14 protein-coding genes and 1 pseudogene are annotated in these 17831 nt (G+C 62.5%); 13 read left to right on the plus strand and 2 right to left on the minus strand.

Annotated features, from left to right (window positions below):
* A pseudogene (locus LB547_RS23820) lies at positions 1–1061 on the plus strand (Swt1 family HEPN domain-containing protein); the annotation flags it as partial.
* A gap of 34 nt (positions 1062–1095) precedes the next feature.
* Here LB547_RS23820 and LB547_RS23825 read toward each other — a convergent pair.
* The gene (locus tag LB547_RS23825) at positions 1096–1305 is read right to left on the minus strand and encodes a hypothetical protein (protein ID WP_224655926.1); all 210 of its coding nucleotides are present in this window, start codon (positions 1303–1305) and stop codon (positions 1096–1098) included.
* Positions 1306–1591: 286 nt separating this feature from the next.
* Here LB547_RS23825 and LB547_RS23830 point away from each other — a divergent pair, with 286 nt between their 5' ends.
* Positions 1592–2626: a hypothetical protein gene (locus tag LB547_RS23830; protein WP_064993418.1), complete on the plus strand. Its 1035-nt coding sequence runs from the start codon at positions 1592–1594 to the stop codon at positions 2624–2626.
* 8 nt (positions 2627–2634) lie between these two features.
* Here the strand turns inward: LB547_RS23830 and LB547_RS32705 are convergent, their stop codons facing one another.
* Positions 2635–3216, minus strand: coding sequence for a tyrosine-type recombinase/integrase (locus tag LB547_RS32705; RefSeq protein WP_084015709.1), 582 nt, complete (start codon positions 3214–3216; stop codon positions 2635–2637).
* 493 nt (positions 3217–3709) lie between these two features.
* Here LB547_RS32705 and LB547_RS23840 point away from each other — a divergent pair, with 493 nt between their 5' ends.
* The 11 genes from LB547_RS23840 (at position 3710) to LB547_RS23890 (ending at position 17807) form a co-directional block, all read left to right on the plus strand.
* Positions 3710–4384 (plus strand): DsbA family protein, encoded by a 675-nt coding sequence (locus tag LB547_RS23840; protein WP_064993420.1) that lies wholly within the window; start codon positions 3710–3712, stop codon positions 4382–4384.
* Positions 4385–5097: 713 nt separating this feature from the next.
* Complete coding sequence (locus LB547_RS23845; RefSeq protein WP_064993421.1) at positions 5098–6060, plus strand: ArdC family protein; 963 nt, start codon at positions 5098–5100, stop codon at positions 6058–6060.
* Between the two features lie 132 nt (positions 6061–6192).
* Positions 6193–6603 carry a DUF2958 domain-containing protein gene (locus LB547_RS23850; RefSeq protein ID WP_064993422.1) on the plus strand — a complete coding sequence of 137 codons (411 nt, stop codon included), beginning with the start codon at positions 6193–6195 and terminating at the stop codon, positions 6601–6603.
* Positions 6604–6686: 83 nt separating this feature from the next.
* Positions 6687–8414, plus strand: a complete 1728-nt coding sequence (locus LB547_RS23855; protein ID WP_064993423.1) for a ParB/RepB/Spo0J family partition protein — start codon at positions 6687–6689, stop codon at positions 8412–8414.
* Between the two features lie 534 nt (positions 8415–8948).
* Positions 8949–9272, plus strand: a complete 324-nt coding sequence (locus LB547_RS23860; protein WP_013533279.1) for a DUF736 domain-containing protein — start codon at positions 8949–8951, stop codon at positions 9270–9272.
* 144 nt (positions 9273–9416) lie between these two features.
* Complete coding sequence (locus LB547_RS23865) at positions 9417–9656, plus strand: helix-turn-helix transcriptional regulator (protein WP_064993425.1); 240 nt, start codon at positions 9417–9419, stop codon at positions 9654–9656.
* Complete coding sequence (locus LB547_RS23870) at positions 9653–10201, plus strand: S26 family signal peptidase (RefSeq protein ID WP_064993426.1); 549 nt, start codon at positions 9653–9655, stop codon at positions 10199–10201. The genes LB547_RS23865 and LB547_RS23870 overlap by 4 nt, the downstream gene beginning before the upstream one ends.
* Positions 10189–10872 carry a lytic transglycosylase domain-containing protein gene (locus LB547_RS23875; RefSeq protein ID WP_064993427.1) on the plus strand — a complete coding sequence of 228 codons (684 nt, stop codon included), beginning with the start codon at positions 10189–10191 and terminating at the stop codon, positions 10870–10872. Before LB547_RS23870 ends, LB547_RS23875 begins: the two co-directional genes overlap by 13 nt.
* A gap of 179 nt (positions 10873–11051) precedes the next feature.
* Positions 11052–13022: a relaxase/mobilization nuclease RlxS gene (gene rlxS, locus LB547_RS23880; protein ID WP_064993429.1), complete on the plus strand. Its 1971-nt coding sequence runs from the start codon at positions 11052–11054 to the stop codon at positions 13020–13022.
* 730 nt (positions 13023–13752) lie between these two features.
* Positions 13753–15576: a glutamine--fructose-6-phosphate transaminase (isomerizing) gene (gene glmS / locus LB547_RS23885; RefSeq protein WP_064993430.1), complete on the plus strand. Its 1824-nt coding sequence runs from the start codon at positions 13753–13755 to the stop codon at positions 15574–15576.
* Between the two features lie 200 nt (positions 15577–15776).
* On the plus strand, positions 15777–17807 hold the full coding sequence (locus LB547_RS23890) for a conjugal transfer protein TraG (RefSeq protein WP_064993431.1): 2031 nt from the start codon (positions 15777–15779) through the stop codon (positions 17805–17807).
* Positions 17808–17831 lie beyond the last annotated feature (24 nt).

A 17831-nucleotide genomic window follows, 5' to 3' on the forward strand; every position in this document is an offset into this window, starting at 1 on the left:
CGGCCCTATCGCAGACCTTCGCCGAGCTGCAGGCAAGGGGATCGACCCTATCGCCGACCATTGCCGAGCTTCAGGCATCGCCTGGCATGGCATTGATTGCGCGCGCCACCCAGTGGGCAAGCCAACTCGCTAGCACGGGTACGCTCGCGGTGCACATGCCGACTGGCACGCCAAACAAAGAAATCGAGCTAATCCAGCGGGCCGCTACTGGCGTCTTGAGCCTCTCGGCTGAGGTAGGCCGCTTGCGTCTGAGCGCTCTGGGAGCGGAAACTCTGTCCGCTGGGCTGCAGACAACCCGGTTGAAGCTCTCCGCACTGGCTGGTGCTGGAGACGTGCTTGGCTTCGCGGCGAGATCAAGCTTCACAGCCTATGAGGAGCTATTCGGCAACTGGCACACGCGGTCTGATCTGCCAAACCGCTTCTGGAGCGATCCAGAAATGCGCCAACGACACTACCGCGAAGCCAAGGTTGACCCGGGTCTGATCGAGACCACGTCAACTGGTGCGATCGAGGTTGTCATAGAGAGCGGTTTCGCGGCCGGCGCTTCGGAAGCTGGTAGGTCCGTCGCGCTGCTGGACGTTGCGGGGCTGTCCGTTCAGATACGGTCGGCCAATCCCAGAAATGATGCCTTCAGCGCGATAGGCTTCTTTGAGCGCGCGTTGCGGTCCTTCATCTCGAAGAAGATGGAAGCGGTGGGCGGACCGCAGTGGTTCAAGCAGAGGGTTGGGGGCGAAATCCGTAACAAGGCGCGTGATCTTCGCGCGGCGGCGATGGCGAATGGCGAGCGGGATGAAGCGTTGCTTTCTTATCTCGATCTTGGCGACCTGATGGCGATCGTGCTTCGCGCGGATAACTGGAATCAAGCGTTCGGGTACGTCTTTCCAAACGAACAAAGGCTGCGGCTTGACCTACAGGCGCTTATCGCCACTCGCCGTCCGACGATGCATACGCGCGATGTCGATGCGGTGCGTCTCGTCGAGCTGATTTGCATTATCAGCCGCCTTAGCCAATTTATGACCGGCGACGGCGAATGGAAGCGCATCGCCGACTCCGAGGATTGAGGGCTGCTGTTCATCGGTTGGGCGTCCGCACTGTCTAGAGCAAACGTAGTTGGTCACCGGGTGTCGAGCCCAGCGGAAACTTGATCTGCGTGGCGGGCTTCTCGACAATCACCAAAGCGTCGTCCGGTGCCGGATACGGCTGCCAATGAAAGTAGTTGGTCTTGCGAATGTTGGTGGTCCCGTAATCGGCTTTGCCTGTCACTCGCTCCGAAGGTGACGGCATTCCCCTCAGGAGATAGGCCAACTCTCGCCCCCTTCGAGAGCGTTTCGGACCACGGGGCCGGGCCAGTTGGGATAGATGTCAATGGACGGCTCAAGGTTGCCCAAGATGTTCCGCAAGGTACCGGTCCACTGGCGGATGGCCTCTTGCGAAGTGGTGAGGTTGTAGAGGTTACACATCGTTTTAATGTTCCCAACAGACATTGAATTTCAACCAGTTCTCTCATCGCCAGTTGCCCCGGTCCAGTTGCCCCTTGAAATAGATCTTTAAGTGGCTCTTAGTTGAGGTTGGTGGGTTTGGATGTTGGGTTATGCGTTCGGTTGTGAAGTTTCTCGCTGTCGCGTCAGTTATTGTCGCCACATCAAGTTCAGCTAAGGCTCTGGAATACAAGCCGGTATCGTCGCCGGGCGAGCTTCCGTTTCTCATCGTCTCTGGTGAATTTGGGGTCAACGAACCTCTGAATGAGTTTAGCCACGCTGTCACAAGCAGTGGGGCTAGGGTGGTCGTATTCGACTCGCCGGGCGGCAGTATCGGAAGTGCAATGCAGCTTGGACGTTTGATCCGGGCAGCCGGCCTTGATACGCTTCAAGTCCGACAGTTGCAGTGCGCGTCGGCTTGCTCGTTAGCTTACATGGGTGGCGTTCGCCGTGTTGCCGACCCGGGCTCTATTGGTGTTCATCGCTCATCCTTCGCCCCAGAGAACGGAATGTCTACCGACGAGGCTGTGGCCAACGTTCAAGCCGTAACTGCCGATATCATGTCCTACATGTCCGAGATGGGCGTTGACCCCAAGTTGATGGCCGTAGCATTGAGTTACGACAGGTTTGATATGCGATATCTCTCCGCCAGTGAGATGGCTGAACTGCGCGTAACCAACGTTTCTACCACGCCGCCGTCCGTTGACACGTCGCGTGTGTCGCCAACGCCCAGTCCGGCCCCCGCTGAAGCCAGCGCAGACGAGCGGCAGCTAGAGAGCGCGGCGGTAGCATTTATCAAGGGGCTCATCGAGCACCATGGCGACAACGCAGATTTGGCGATCGCTCAGGTTCAAAATTCGTATGCTGGCATCGTCGATTATTACGGAAAGCCAACGGACCTAAGCTCGATCATCGCCGACAAGAGAAGCTATTTCCAACGATGGCCGGAACGGGGATACAATCTCCACGACGAGAGCGTCATAGTCACCTGTGCCAATGAGCGATGCATGGTGTCGGGCACTTATGACTGGGTCGTCCGCAGCCTGCCAAGGCACAAGCAGGCAAAAGGTGTGGCGCGCTTCAGTTACACGATTGCGATTGGGCAGAACCCCAAAATCATCGCTGAGACCAGCAAAGTCATGCGCTGAAAGTTCCGTCAGATTAGTGCCTTCTCAAGCGCCCGTCTCGCAACCTCAAGCCGCGCCTCGTCGCCCCATAAGTCCTCACCAACGCTGCCCGATGAGTGACCCAGAACAATGTCTTGGTCCGACTTTGTGACGCCGGCCAAGCGTAGTCGGTCTTTCATGAGGTGGCGAAGCGAGTGGGTGGTAGCCTTTGGGTCCGTCACGCAGGCCCGAACGTGCTTGCCCAAGGCAGCAGATGCTGAGGAGGCGCCTTTGGGACGCCCGTAGGTCGGAAAGAGCATCGTTGCGCTGCCGGCAGCCTTGACGGCTTCCTTTGCGGCCTCCAGCGCGCGACCTCTCAACGGCACATTCCGCCGCGATACGGCATTCTTAATGCGGCGGTCATCGTGCCACTCAACCGTGATGTGCGGGACGACGTGGTCAACATGCACGTCCGCAACGCGAAGACCTGAGACCTCGGCGAGGCGGCATCCGGTACCAGCGAGGATTGCCCAGATGTGTTGAAGGTCTGCCTTCGCATGGTACGCAATGCGGGCGGTTACCCCGCAGTGTATCGCGCGGTGTATCTCTGGGGAAGCGGAAACCCGGGCAATCCTTGGGTTTCAAGACATTTCTGGATTAAGTGGCTCCCCGGGCCGGAGATGAACTAGCGCTTGCAAAGCGAGCCACAGTGGAGGACTCGGCTACAGTTCGAGTTTTGTGGCCGCGCTCTGTGAAATTTCACAGACCTATTTTCTGCAAAGTGCACAGGAAGCGCCGACAAATCCCCGCCAGTTGTTTGAACGGTTCCCGACCTTATGTCGCGAAACCGCCGCCGGTTGCGCCATCTTATGGTGCGCCCGTCGAGCGAGGCCACCCAGCCTACGAAGTCAGCTGTGAGCCACAGTGATCTTCAATGCACGATGGCCCACGCTTTCCGCGGCGCAGCGCTGCGTGAGCTCCTGCTGCGGGCGGCGATGGCACGGGAATTGCGGCACGGGGGGTGCGGCGCTTGACCGGAGAGCCGCGACGGGAGAAGCGCCGCAACGTGCCGGGGGTGCCGGCGCCGCGGGCGTCCTGCCGTTCATGTTTGATTGGAGCCCACCCATGTCCAGGCTGAATGCCGCCCTTGTCACAGTAATCGCTTTGTTGGCCCTAGCTTTGTTCGCGCTGGGAGCGCTGAAACAACATCTGGATACGGCCGAGGACCTGCAATGTGTGGAGGACCAACGCCTGATAGCGGCTGACTTGCGCATACGCATTCCACAGCGGCGCGACGCCCTCCTCAACGACCCAGCCTCGCCAATTGCGGGCAATCCGGATGGCGATATCGCTGTGGTCTCGTTCTTCGACTACAACTGCGGCGTTTGCCGGGCGGCAGCTCTCGATCTACAGGAGGCCCTCAGCAATGATCCCAATGTGAAGCTTGTGTTCAAGGAACTCCCAGTCCTGGGGCCAGCATCCAAATTTGCAGCGCGCGCAGCGCTCGCGTCGTACAAACAGGGGAAGTATCAGGCGTTCCATCTCGCCCTCATGGCTTTCCCCGGCTTCCTCAACCAGCGCACCACCTTAGCCGTTGCAGAGCGGGTGGGCCTCGATCTCGAGCAGCTGAAGCGGGACATGCAAGACCCAGCCATCGCAAATGCCATCACACGCAATTTCGCACTCGCCAAAGATCTGTATATCGAGGGCACACCGGCGTTGGTGGTCGGCGACGAAGTAATCCCAGGGGAAGTGGGGATGGCCCGACTGCAACGCTCCATTGCTGATGCCCGCGCCTAGGCAAATCTTCGACAGCTGCAAAAGTGCCGTTCTGACCGAGGGTCTCGGGATCGTCTTTGGGAGCTGGGGTTTTGATGTGCTCCTGAGCGCCTTCTTCGCGGTTGGCTTCTTGACCAGACCGGAACGCGGGGCGCGAGCGCGACGCCGGACATGGCGCCGTCTCCCGGCGTGCGGCTATCACCCAAGATTCCGGCGGCCGCGATCTCGCTCCTGGACGCTCTCCCCGTTACGCGGCAAGGGGCGCCGAGAGGTGGAAATTCACGGCTCTGCGGCGTCGACCATATCCACGCGTCCAGGCGCAAGGATCGATGGTATCACATCAGCTGCGGTGCCGACCACCAGTCCTGAATCCCGCGCGCCTGAAGGCGCGCGCCGGGTGCTCGTGCACCGAGCCCGCTTTTCTTCGCAAGGCTCAGGCGGTCTCGGCCATCCGGCTTCGCCCCCTGGCTTGGGCCGCCTTTCGGCTGCGCACGGCCGCCGGCCGATCGGCCGGCGTGGTCTGTCTTTTAGGCCGTCCCCGGGTGCGCGCGGTGGGCGGCTCTCCCTTCTAGGCCCGCCGCGGCATCCCGCAACCCTTCGCTGCGCTTCGGGTCCTCCTCTGCGTTCCGGTCCTTCGGATGCGGTCCGCCTTTCACGGCGGGCCTTTCCGGTCGTTTTCGCCGCCCACCCCGCTTCCGGGGGAGGGCGCGATTTGGCGAGCGGAGGACCAGGGCATGCGTTCAACCAACAAACGTTCCGGCAGCCGAAAGGCTGGCGCAAGCAGGGGCGGGCGCGCAGGCGCCAGCCTTTATCAAGAGATCACGGACCGCATCATTGCCGAGCTCGAGCGCGGCATCGTGCCATGGGTCAAGCCCTGGGGAAACGCAAAGGCAGGCCTCGGCCTGCCCAGGAATGCGGCCACCGAGCGCCGCTATTCCGGCATCAATATCCTGATCCTGTGGGGCGCGGTCATCGAGCGCAGCTATGCCTGCCAGAACTGGCTGACCTTCCGGCAGGCGCTTGCCCTTGGCGGCAATGTCAGGAAAGGCGAGCGCGGCACGACCATCGTTCACGCCGACCGCTTTGTTCCGCAAAACGAAAAGGAACGCGCCAAGGTCGATGGCGACGAACCACAGGCGGTGCCCTTCCTGAAGCGCTTCACCGTCTTCAACGTCGCGCAGTGCGAGAACCTGCCCGGACATCTCCATGCCGCCGCCGAACCGCTGCCGCAGCGCCAGATCATCCCGCAGGCCGAGGCGCTCATTCGTGCAACCGGCGCTGATGTCCGCATCGGCGGCGATCGCGCTTTCTACATGCCGGACTGCGACTTCATTCAGGTGCCGCCGCAACCGGCCTTCTTTCAGCAGATCAACTATTACCGGACCTGCTTTCACGAGCTTGGCCACTGGACCGGCCACCCGACGCGCCTTGCGCGCGACCTCTCCGGCTCGTTCGGCTCCAAGGCCTATGCGCGCGAGGAACTGGTCGCTGAAATCTGCGCAGCCTTCGTCTGCAGCACTATGGGCATCGAGCCGACCGTGCGCCATGCCGATTATATCGGCTCATGGCTGAGCGTGCTGCGCGAGGACAATCGCGCCATCTTCCGCGCCGCCAGCCATGCCTCGAAAGCCGCCGATCTCCTGCTCGGCTTCAATGCCGACGTGGAAGGCGAGGCGGATGCCGAGATCGCCGCATGAGCGCGCTTCGTCGCCCTACGCGAGAGCCTTGCGCTTCTGACGGCGCGCGATGCGGCCGCGCGGAAACCCCTTGAATACCGGCCTGTTGGTCAACCCGCCGTCAATCACGAACCGTTTTGAAGGAACGCCGCAATGATCCTCATCACTGACGAACTGCGCCTTCTTCTGCTCGCCAATGGCGCTGCCGAGACCGAAGCCGACCATGTTCCGGTCGTGAAACTGTTCAATCCGCTGGGCGCCGCCACCTGGCTCCTGAGCGAGCTCGATGCTGATGGCGATACACTCTTCGGCCTCTGTGATCTCGGATTGGGCTTCCCCGAACTCGGCAGCGTCAGCCTTGCCGAGCTCCAAACCGTGAAGGGACCGCTTGGCCTCGGCATCGAGCGCGACCTTTATTTCAAGGCGCGGTTTCCGCTCTCGGTCTATGCCGAAGCCGCTCGCCTATGCGGCCACATCACCGAGGCCGAAGGGCTCTTGCGGCAGGCCGCCGCCGCCCTCTCGCTTTCCCTTCCCGAGCTTCCGTCCGACCGGGCGGAACAATAGCGCCCTCCGGCGCAAAACCGTCGCGCCGCTCGGCCAGCGGCCTCGCGGTCAGGCAATTTCGGCCATAGCAAAGGAGAAAGACCATGCAGCTTGCCCACGTTTCCATCGACCAATTGAGCATCGCCGCCGCCAACATGCGGCATTCCAAACGCGCGCCCGACATCGCCGACATCCTGCCCTCGGTGCGGGCGCGCGGCGTCCTTGTTCCGCTTCTGGTGCGGCCCAACGGCTCGCCCGACACCTTCGAGATCGTCGCCGGGCGCCGACGCTATTTCGCGGCCAAGACCGTTGCCGACGAGCGCGGCAAGGCCGCGCCGCTGCCATGCGCCATCATGGAGGATGGCGACGACGCCGACGCGCTCGAAGCCTCCCTGATTGAAAATATCGCCCGCCTCGATCCCGACGAGGTCTCGCAATGGGAAACCTTTTCCCGCCTCATCAGGGAAGGTCGCACAATCGCCGATATCGCGGCCACGTTCGGCCTCACCGAGCATCAGGTGAAGCGGATTCTGGCGCTCGGCGAGCTTCTGCCCAGGATTCGCGAAGCCTATCGCCGCGAGGAAATCGACGCCGAGACGGTGCGCCATCTCACCATGGCCTCGAAGGCGCAGCAGAAGGACTGGCTGGCGCTCTTTGCCGATCCCGACAACCGCGCGCCGCGCGGCTGGCAATTGAAGCAATGGCTGTTCGGCGGCCAGTCGATCTCGACCAAGGTGGCGCTGTTCGCCATCGAGGACTATCCCGGCCTGATCGTCTCCGATCTGTTCGGCGAGGAAAGCTATTTTGCCGACGCCGACCTGTTCTGGCTCAAGCAGAATGAGGCGATAGCCGCCACGCGCAACGCCTTTCTTGAGGCCGGATGGAGCGAAGTGATCGTGCTCGAACCGAGTCAACATTTTCACGCATGGGACCACGAAAAGACGCCGAAGAAGAAGGGCGGCAAGGTCTTTATATCAGTCTCGCATCGCGGCGAGGTCGCGTGTCACGAGGGCTGGCTGTCGCACAAGCAAGCCCGCCGCGCCCGAGCCAATGGCGAGGCCGCAGAGGCCGAGACCCCGGACAAACCCTCGCGGCCCGAAGTCACTGGACCGATGCAGAATTATGTCGATCTGCACCGTCATGCCATCGTGCGCTTGGCGCTCCTTGACCGTCCGGCCGCAGCCCTTCGCCTGATGGTGGCACATGCGATTGCCGGCTCAAGCCTGTGGCAGGTGCGTACCGAGCCGCAGCGCGCCGCCAACGAAATCGTGGCGGCAAGCCTTTCAGCCTGCAAGGCCGAAACCGCCTTCACGGATAAGCGGCGCGAGGTCCTGGCGCTGCTTGGAGAACCGGACGAGGGTGGCGCGGTCGCTGGCCGCAATGGCGGCGACTTCGGCACGGCAAGCCTGTTTGCGCATTTGCTGACGCTGTCCGACGATGATGTGATGCGCGTTCTCGGCATCGTCATGGCCGAGACGCTTGAGGCCGGCAGTGCCGTCATCGAGGCGCTCGGCAATCATCTCAATGTCGACACCGCCGCTTGCTGGCAACCGGACGACGCCTTCTTCGACCTGTTGCGCGACAGGGAAATTGCCAATTCGATGCTTGCCGAAATCGGCGGCAAGCATGTCGCGGACGGCAATGTCGCTGAGAAGGTGAAGACGCAAAAGACAATCATCCGCGACTTTCTGTCCGGCGAAAACGGCAGGCAAAAGGTCGAGGCCTGGCTGCCGCGCTGGATGAAATTCCCGGTCGAAAGCTACACGGATCGAGGCGGCTTGCGCACCGCCGATCAATGGGCACGGGTCCGCTCCCTGTTCGACTGCCAATAGCCCGTCAAGCTGGGCGGCGGCTGCCAGGATGGCCGCCGCTCGGCATCGCACCCCGGTCGCAATGGCCGCATGTTCGTGACCTTTGCCCCCCGTTTCCAGCGGCACAATCCAGCCCGGCAAACCACCTTGGTCCCGCAGGTCGTTCAGCCCGTCGGATGCCTGCCCTGGCGCCCGACCCGTGGGGCACGATCTCGATCGGCATGGCGCGGCATCAGCCGCAGTCCCGCAATCCTCTCCTGCTTGGCTTGGCTGCAGCGACCGCGCTCGCCACGATCTCCATGCTCCCTGCCAGGACCATCCCCTGCGGCTGGCTTGTCGACCTATGGACGGGTCCGGCCGCCCGAAACCCTCGCCAGCAGCTTTTTTCCCCGCCGCCTGCGGCGGCTTCCTCGCGCCGCTCCGCTTCAAAAAAGCCGCCTGCTCGGGTCCTCCGCTGGCGCTGCGGCCCTGTCAGGTTCAGGCGCTCCGGACGCATCCATCACGGTCCGCCATCGCAGGGGATGGTCCCCGGCGACAGCAAAAGGAGACTTCGAAATGACCGCGATCGGTTACGTCAACAAGCAGGAAAACGGCGCCTACAAGGGCCAGCTCAAGACCCTCAGCGTCCGCGCCGACATCGACATCATCCCCAACCAGGCCAAGAGCGCCGACAACCATCCCGACTACAGGGTGCTGACGCAAGGGGTCGAAGTTGGCGCCGGCTGGATCCGCACCGGCGAGACCTCCGGCAAGGATTATGTGAGCCTGTCGATTGCCGCGCCGGAGTTCGGACCGCGCAAGCTCTACGCCAATCTGGGCCGCGCCGCCGGCCAGGACGATGACGACACCTACGCCATCATCTGGAACCCGGCCGACTGATCGGGCTCATCGGAGCCCCGCGCCGCAGCCGGCGCGGGGCTCTTGCCACAGAGCGGCGAAAACTCGCCCCCAACTCTTCGCCCGTCCCCAAGACGACCTCGCCCCCCCATCCTCGTCTCGCTCGCAAGCCAAACGAGGATCATCATGGACAACGAAAACGAACGCGCCGCCCGCGCCAAAAAGGGCAGTCCGTTTCTCAACACAGCCCAAGCCGCCTTCTACATAGGGCTCTCCCAGCGCACGCTGGAAAAGATGCGGCTCAAGGGCGGCGGCCCGAAATTCCGCAAGCATGGCCGCTACGTCCGCTACCACATCGACGAGCTCGACGACTGGTCGAAAGGCCGCCATAACCAGACCCATTCCAACGATGGAGGCCGTTCATGAGCCGGCCTCCTTCCATCGGTCTGACCGGCAGCCGCCTGCGCCGTGCTCGGGCGACAAAGGCGATCGCCGCGACCGCGATTGCCCTTGGCCTGGTTGCCTTCGGCCCCCTTGCAAACCCATCGCCCTTCTTGATCTGGAACGCCTCGGCGAGCGCGCCGGTTGGCCTCTATCGCGTCGTGGCGGGAGCGCCAGCACGCGGCGACCTGGTGCTCGCCGGCGCACCGGATGCCATTGCCGGCCTCGCTGCCGAACGCGGCTATCTCCCGAACGGCGTTCCCCTTGTAAAGCACATTGCCGCGCTGCCGCACGAACGTGTCTGCGCCTTCAACGAGGCGATCATCATCGGCGGCAAGATCGTCGCACGTCGGCTAGTTACCGACACCCAAGGCCGTCCGCTGCCCTGGTGGAGCGGCTGCCGCGCGCTCGCTGACGACGAATTCTTCGTGCTGAACGGCGAGGCACCGCGCTCTTTCGACAGCCGCTATTTCGGGCCGGTCCGAGCCACCAACATCATCGGGAGGCTCGCGCCGCTATGGACCGAGTAGCCCTCCTGATGCTTGGCATGATCGCTGTCGCGCCATGCGCCTGTTCCGCCTCGACCGGCGCTGAGCCGGTCGCCATCTCCCATAGTCCGCAGCTTGGAAAATGGCGGCACTTCGTTGCCGAAGCAAGCAAGCGTTTCCGTGTTCCCGAGGCCTGGATCTACGCGGTGATCGATGCCGAAAGCGGCGGCAAGACGATGCTCCACGGCCGGCCGATCACCTCGCGCGCCGGTGCCATGGGCCTCATGCAGGTGATGCCGGAAACCTATCAGGACATGCGCGCGCAATACGGACTGGGCGCCGATCCCCACGATCCGCACGACAACATTCTGGCCGGCACTGCCTATCTCCGCGCCATGTATGACCGCTTCGGGTTCCCCGGGCTGTTTGCCGCTTACAACGCCGGACCCGAGCGCTACCAGGCGCATCTGAAGCGCGGCACGCCGCTGCCGAAAGAGACCGTCGACTACCTCAAGCAGCTCCGGGCTGCCGGAGTTTCGCGAACCGACATCGAGCAGTTCAAGGGCAAATCTGTCGCTCCGGACAGGCAAGATGCACCCTCGGGGCGCTCGCTGTTTTTCCCGCAAAATGGTGGTCGCGCTTTTGCGCGAAACGGCGATCTCTTCGTGCCGCTGGGGAGGGATGTCGCACATGTCAAAGAGCCGGAACGCTAGCAATGGGGGGCCGGACGCGTCCAAAGGGGTGGGGCGCGGAAGGCAAGATAAAGGCACCGCCTCCCAGGGCCGGCGAAGTGTCTGTCTGCACATCATTTTTGCCGGAGGCACCCTCCAGCGTCAGGAGAACTTCGGAGCGCAAATGGCTGATTCGACTCTGTTCCAGGCGCAGGCCAAGCATGAGGGATGACGAGTTCAGACCGAAGCTCGGGAAGATTGGCTCCCGTGGTTCGAAGGCCGGCAAACGCTTTGCCGGCCAGGTGCGGGCGGCGATCAACCGAGCTGGTGGCCGGCCCCAGCGTGGTGGGCGCTTCGCGGGCAGCAGGATAGGCCGGGGTGGGGCGACGGCCGCGCTGCTGAAATCACGCGATCGCCATGCAGCCTTCCGCCAGCGCCGGGTCGTCGTCAAGGCGCGTGTCGTCAAGCTGGCCGGCAAGAGCGCGGACGGGGCGCGTGCGCATCTGCGCTACATCCAGCGCGACGGCGTCACCCGGGACGGCGCGCCTGGCCAGCTCTACGGCGCCGACAGCGATTGCGTCGCTGGCAAGGACTTCCTCGATCGTGCCGATGGCGATCGCCATCAATTCCGCTTCATCGTCGCACCCGAGGACGGCATCGAATTTGACGACCTCAAGCCACTGACGCGGCGGCTCATGGCACAGATGGAGGAGGATCTCGGCACGAAGCTCGACTGGGTTGCCGTGGACCATTTCAATACCGGCCATCCGCACACCCACATCATCGTGCGTGGCAAGGACGATCGCGGCGAGAATCTTGTTATAGCGCGAGAATACATCTCGAGCGGCATCCGCGAGCGCGCCGCCGAGCTGGTCAGCCTCGATCTCGGTCCGCGCACCGACCACGAGATCGAGCATCGCCTGCGCCAGGAAATGCAGCAGGAACGCTTCACCAGCATCGACCGCCGCCTGCTGCAGCTGCGTGACGACAGTGGGCTGGTTTCGCTGGATAGCCGCGACGCGTTTCGACAGACCTTGCACCAGGGGCGCCTGCGCAAGCTCGAGCGGATGCATCTGGCGGAAGAGATCGCCCCGCGCCGCTGGCGGCTCGACGACGGGCTTGAAGCGACGCTGCGCCGCATCGGCGAACGCGGCGACATCATCAAGACCTTGCATCGCGAACTGACGGGCAGGGGGATCGCCCGCAGTGCCGCCGACTGCGTGATCCACGATGGATCCGGCGAGCAGGCCGCCCCTGTCGTCGGCCGCGTTGTCGCGCGCGGGCTGGCCGACGAGCTCAGCGACCGGCATTACCTCATCGTCGACGGTGTGGATGGCAAAACCCGATACATCGACATCGGCAAGGGCGAGGCGACAGAGCCGACGCCCGACGGCTGCATCGTGCGTGTCACGCCGAGGAACACACAGCCCAGGCTGGTTGACCGCACAGTGGTCGAAATCGCGGCTGCCCATGACGGCCGCTACAACATCGACATTCATCTGAAGCACGATCCGGCCGCCACCGACCGCTTCGCCGATACGCATGTCCGCCGGCTGGAGGCAATCCGGCGCGCTATCGGGGGCGTGGAGCGCGAGCCCGACGGCACCTGGATCATCGCGCCGGATCATCTCGATCGTGTCGTCGCCTACGAGCGCCAGCAGGCCAGGACCCAGCCGGTCACGGTCGACAAGCTCTCATCGATGCCGCTGGAGCGGCAGGTTGGCTTTGACGGCGCGACCTGGATCGACAGCCAGCTTGTCTCCGAGGCATCAGAGAGGTTGCGCAATTCGGGCTTCGGCCGTGAAGTGCAGGAGGCGCGGAGCCGCCGGCAGCAGTGGCTGATCGCGCAGGGCCTTGCTCATGAGGAGCAGGATCGGATCATCTATCGCGCCAACATGGTTTCGATCCTCCGCCAGCGGGAGTTGAACCGTGTTGCCGGTCAACTGTCGGAAGAGCTTGGCCTGTCCTATGCCGAAACGCGGCCCGGTCATCGCGTAGAGGGCACGCTCCGCCGGTCAGTTGAACTCGCCAGCGGCAAATACGCCGTTATCGAGAAATCGCGAGAGTTCACGCTCGTACCATGGCGGCCGGTTCTCGAGCGGCATGTCGGCAAAGAGGTTTCCGGCCTGGTGCAGCGCGAGGGCATCTCTTGGAACATCGGTCGGCAAAGGAGTGGGCCCAACGTCTCGTGACCTGCGCAGCTATACGAACGCGGTCTGCCTTCGATCGGCCCGGGCAAGACTTCGACAAGGTGCTCCGAGCCTGCTTGCATCGGCAGCGAAAAATGGGGCTGATAGCCACCCGATTCGCATCGGCATCGATCTTTGATGCACGATCCCAAATCGACTGACGCAGACGACGGGAATGCGCTGGGCAGCAGAGGAAGGTAGCAATGCAAATGATCCTTAGGGCCATCGGCAGAGCCTGGCATTCGGCCTTGTCTAAGATCGACACAGCGCGGTTGCGGCGGCAGCGTCGGCGACTCGGCGACGTTGCCACGGCTGAATTTCAGCGGCCGAAACTCCGCACCGCCGAACACTCCGCGACTAAGTCGGCCACCGGGCCATCCTCTCCGCGACACGCGGCGGTCCCCATGATGGACAGCTTGCAGGGACAATCTGCGCGGCCGCGAAGGTCGAAAAAGCACTGAACATGGCCGCAAATTGCGCCAATCGCTGACGAATTTGACAGCTTACTAACTCTCCGAGACGGGTGAGTTGAGGTCAGGAGACCTGCAGAGCCGAGATCAACGATCCGTCTCGCCGGATGTCAAAAGACATGCTCGCCTATCCGCTGGCTGGATGGCAGCTATCCCAAAAATCGATTTTACCTGTTTTGCAGAATTCTACTACGGAGGCTGAGCGCTTGGCGCGTTCCCTTCGAGCCGACTGAGGCTACCGGGAAGAATTCGGAGACGAAGTCATGTGCGGGATTGTTGGCATTGTCGGGCATCAGCCGGTGTCGGAGCGGTTGGTCGACGCGTTGAAGCGGCTCGAATATCGCGGCTATGACTCAGCCGGCCTTGCCACCATTTGCGAGGGCTCGCTGCACTCCCGGCGCGCGAAGGGCAAGCTTGTCAACCTCGAGAGAAGGTTGAAGGAAGAGCCGCTGAGTGGGATCGTCGGCATCGCACACACGCGTTGGGCGACCCACGGCGCACCCACCGAGCGCAACGCGCACCCGCACATTGCGGAGGGTGTGGCCGTGGTTCACAACGGCATCATCGAGAATTTCGCCGAGTTGAAGGATGAACTCGCGGCGGCGGGCGCCGAGTTCCAGACCGATACCGACACCGAGGTTGTCGTACATCTCTTGGCACGATACCGCCGTGAGGGCATGGGGAGGGGTGAGGCAATGCATGCCATGCTGAAGCGCGTCAGGGGTGCCTATGCGCTTGCTGTTCTCTTTGAGGATGATCCGTCCACCATCATGGCGGCGCGCAATGGACCCCCATTGGCGATCGGTCATGGCGTCGGCGAGATGTTCCTGGGCTCCGACGCGATCGCGCTTGCTCCCTTCACAAATGCGGTCACGTATCTCGTCGACGGCGACTGGGCCGTTATCGGCAAGACAGGAGTCGACATCTTCAATTTCGATGGCCATCCCGTCGAGCGTCCGCGCCAGACTTCCCTTGCCGGGGCATATCTGGCTGATAAGGGCAAGTATCGCCATTTCATGGAGAAGGAAATTCATGAGCAGCCCGAGGTTGTCGCCCGTGCGCTCGGTTATCACACCAGCTTCGAAGGGAATCGCGCCGACACGACGTCTTGCATAGATTTCGCCGGCATCCCGAGCCTGGCGATCTCGGCTTGCGGCACCGCCTATCTGGCTGGACTTATCGCAAAATACTGGTTCGAGCGCTATGCGCGCCTGCCGGTCGAAATCGACGTCGCGTCCGAATTCCGCTACCGGGAGATCCCGTTGCCGCCGCAGTCGGCGGCTCTCTTCATTTCGCAGTCCGGTGAAACCGCCGACACGCTCGCATCCCTGAGATACTGCAAGGCGCGTGGGCTGAAGACCGGCGCTGTCGTCAACAGCCGGGAATCGAGCATCGCGCGGGAGGCCGACGCCGTCTTCCCGATCTTCGCCGGCCCGGAGATCGGCGTTGCCTCCACCAAGGCGTTCACCTGCCAGCTTGTGGCTCTAGCCACACTCGCCATTGGCGCTGCCAGGGCCCGTGGAACGGCAACGCAAGATGAGGCAAAGGCGCTCGTCACGAGTCTTGCCGAAATGCCGGGCGTCATGGGCCGGGTCCTGAACAGCATCAAGCCAGATGTCGAGCTCCTATCGCGCGAACTGTCAAAATTTCATGACGTCCTGTATATCGGCCGCGGCACCAGTTTCCCGCTGGCAATGGAAGGTGCGCTGAAGCTCAAGGAGATATCCTACATCCATGCCGAGGGATATGCGGCTGGTGAATTGAAGCATGGTCCGCTCGCACTGGTCGACGAAAACATGCCAGTGATCGTCATCGCGCCACATGATCGCTTTTTCGACAAGACCGTCTCGAACATGCAGGAAGCGGCCGCCAGAGGCGGTCGGATTATCCTCATCACGGATGAGAAAGGGGCCGCTGCTTCGAAACTCGACACGATGCACACGATCGTGCTGCCGGTAGTCGACGAGATTATCGCGCCAATGATCTTTGCGCTGCCGATACAGCTTCTTGCGTATCACACGGCGGTCTTGATGGGCAAAGATGTCGACCAGCCGCGCAATCTCGCAAAATCGGTTACCGTCGAATGATGGTCACGGCCCTTCGATAGAAATGCACTTCGGCTGAACGAGCAGTCGGACGTTATCGTCGAGGCCTTAATAGCTCCGGCTAATCCTTGTGACGAGCCCGGCGCTGCTCCTCATCGCACCTGGTCGTGCGTAGTGTGCATTTCAGTTCACATCGCGGCGCGCGATGCTTGCCCCGGTGTTCGAAACAGCGGAGCAAGCCAATGACGCCCACGAAGTTGCTGATTGGGCAGATCGTCGTCGTATTCGCAATCGTCATGCTCGGCGTGTGGACGGCCACGCAGTGGTGCGCGCACATGCTGGGCCATCAGCCGCCACTCGGCGCGCCGTGGTTTGTTGCGGCTGGCTGGCCGATCTACAAGCCGTGGAAACTGTTTGAATGGTGGTACCATTTTGACGCCTATGCGCCCGAGGTCTTCGATAAGGCCGGTGCGCTCGCCGGCGCGAGTGGGTTCGTGGGCTGTGCCGCCGCCATCGGCGGTTCGCTGTGGCGCGCGCGACAGCTCGGATCGGTGACGACCTATGGCTCGTCAAGGTGGGCAACGACTCAGGAGATCGTGACGGCAGGGCTGTTTCGGCCGGCCGGGGTTTTCCTAGGCAAGCTGAAGGATCGCTATCTGCGACATGACGGGCCCGAGCACGTCATGGCCTTTGCCCCAACACGTTCAGGCAAGGGCGTCGGACTGGTTGTTCCAACTCTTCTGTCCTGGACCGGTTCGGCGGTCATTCATGATATTAAGGGCGAGAATTGGCAGTTGACCTCCGGCTGGCGGTCGAAATTCTCCTATTGCCTTCTATTCAATCCAACTGATCCTAGGTCGGCGCGCTATAACCCGCTGCTTGAGGTACGAAAGGGTCCACAAGAGGTCCGCGATGTTCAGAACATCGCCGACATCCTGGTAGATCCGGAAGGCGCGCTGGACCGCCGGAATCACTGGGAAAAGACAAGTCATTCCCTCCTCGTCGGCGCCGTTTTGCACGTGCTCTATGCCGAAGAGGAGAAGACGCTTGCCCGCGTCGCCACTTTCCTGTCGGACCCGCAACGTTCCTTTTCCGCGACGCTGCAGCAGATGATGACCACCAACCACCTGGGCACGCCCGACAAGCCTGAGGTCCATCCGGTCGTGGCCTCGGCGGCACGTGAGCTGCTGAACAAATCGGAAAACGAGCGTTCTGGTGTTTTGTCGACCGCCATGTCATTTCTCGGGCTCTATCGCGACCCGACGGTCGCGGCGGCAACATCGACCTGCGACTGGCGCATTGTCGATCTCATGGATGCCGAGCGACCGATATCGCTCTACCTGGTCGTGCCGCCGTCGGACATCTCGCGCACCAAGCCCTTGGTGCGCCTGATCCTGAACCAGATCGGCAGACGCCTGACCGAGCGCCTTGAGGGCGATCCAAGCAGGAGTCGCAAACATCGACTCCTCATGATGCTCGACGAATTCCCGGCGCTCGGGCGGTTAGATTTCTTCGAGACCGCGCTCGCCTTCATGGCCGGCTATGGCATTCGCGCATACCTGATCGCGCAATCATTGAACCAGATATCCAAGGCCTATGGCGAGAACAGTGCCATTCTCGACAACTGCCACGTGCGTATTGCCTTTTCCTCCAATGACGAACGCACCGCCAAGCGCATTTCGGATGCGCTCGGCACCGCAACGGAGCTTAGATCGATGCGCAACTATGCCGGCCACCGGCTGGCGCCCTGGCTGTCGCACGTCATGGTCAGCCGGCAGGAAACGGCCCGACCGCTGCTCACTCCTGGCGAGGTGATGCAGCTGCCCCAAACCGACGAGCTGGTGCTGATTTCAGGGCTGCCGCCGTTGCGCGTCCAGAAGCTGCGCTATTATGAGGACCGGAATTTTACCGAACGCGTGCTACCTTCCCCGGTGCTGCGGGACAGCCCTTACGCAGACCGTCCGGCTTCCCGCACGGACGACTGGACTGGACGGGTGCGCAGCGTTGACGGTCGTCTGGCTGCAGGCGACGAAATTGCCGACGCGGCGATCGGGGACGAGGGCGGCGTCCAGCAGCAGCGCCATCCAGCTCTACCGGAACATCAAATCGTGCTTTCTCAAGAAGCTGAGCAGGACGATCTCTTCAAGTCTGTTGACGATGATAGCGAGCCGGTCGCCGACAAACGTGTCATGGATCGGACTTCGACGGCGGCCCGGGTCTACGGCCTCAATGAAGGAAGGGGCGACGACAAGGACATCGTGCCCGGCTTCTGAACGCTGCTTCCTGACGGCGTACCT

Origin of the sequence: Mesorhizobium sp. B264B1B (genome assembly GCF_020165765.1) — a bacterium.
Classification (GTDB): domain Bacteria; phylum Pseudomonadota; class Alphaproteobacteria; order Rhizobiales; family Rhizobiaceae; genus Mesorhizobium.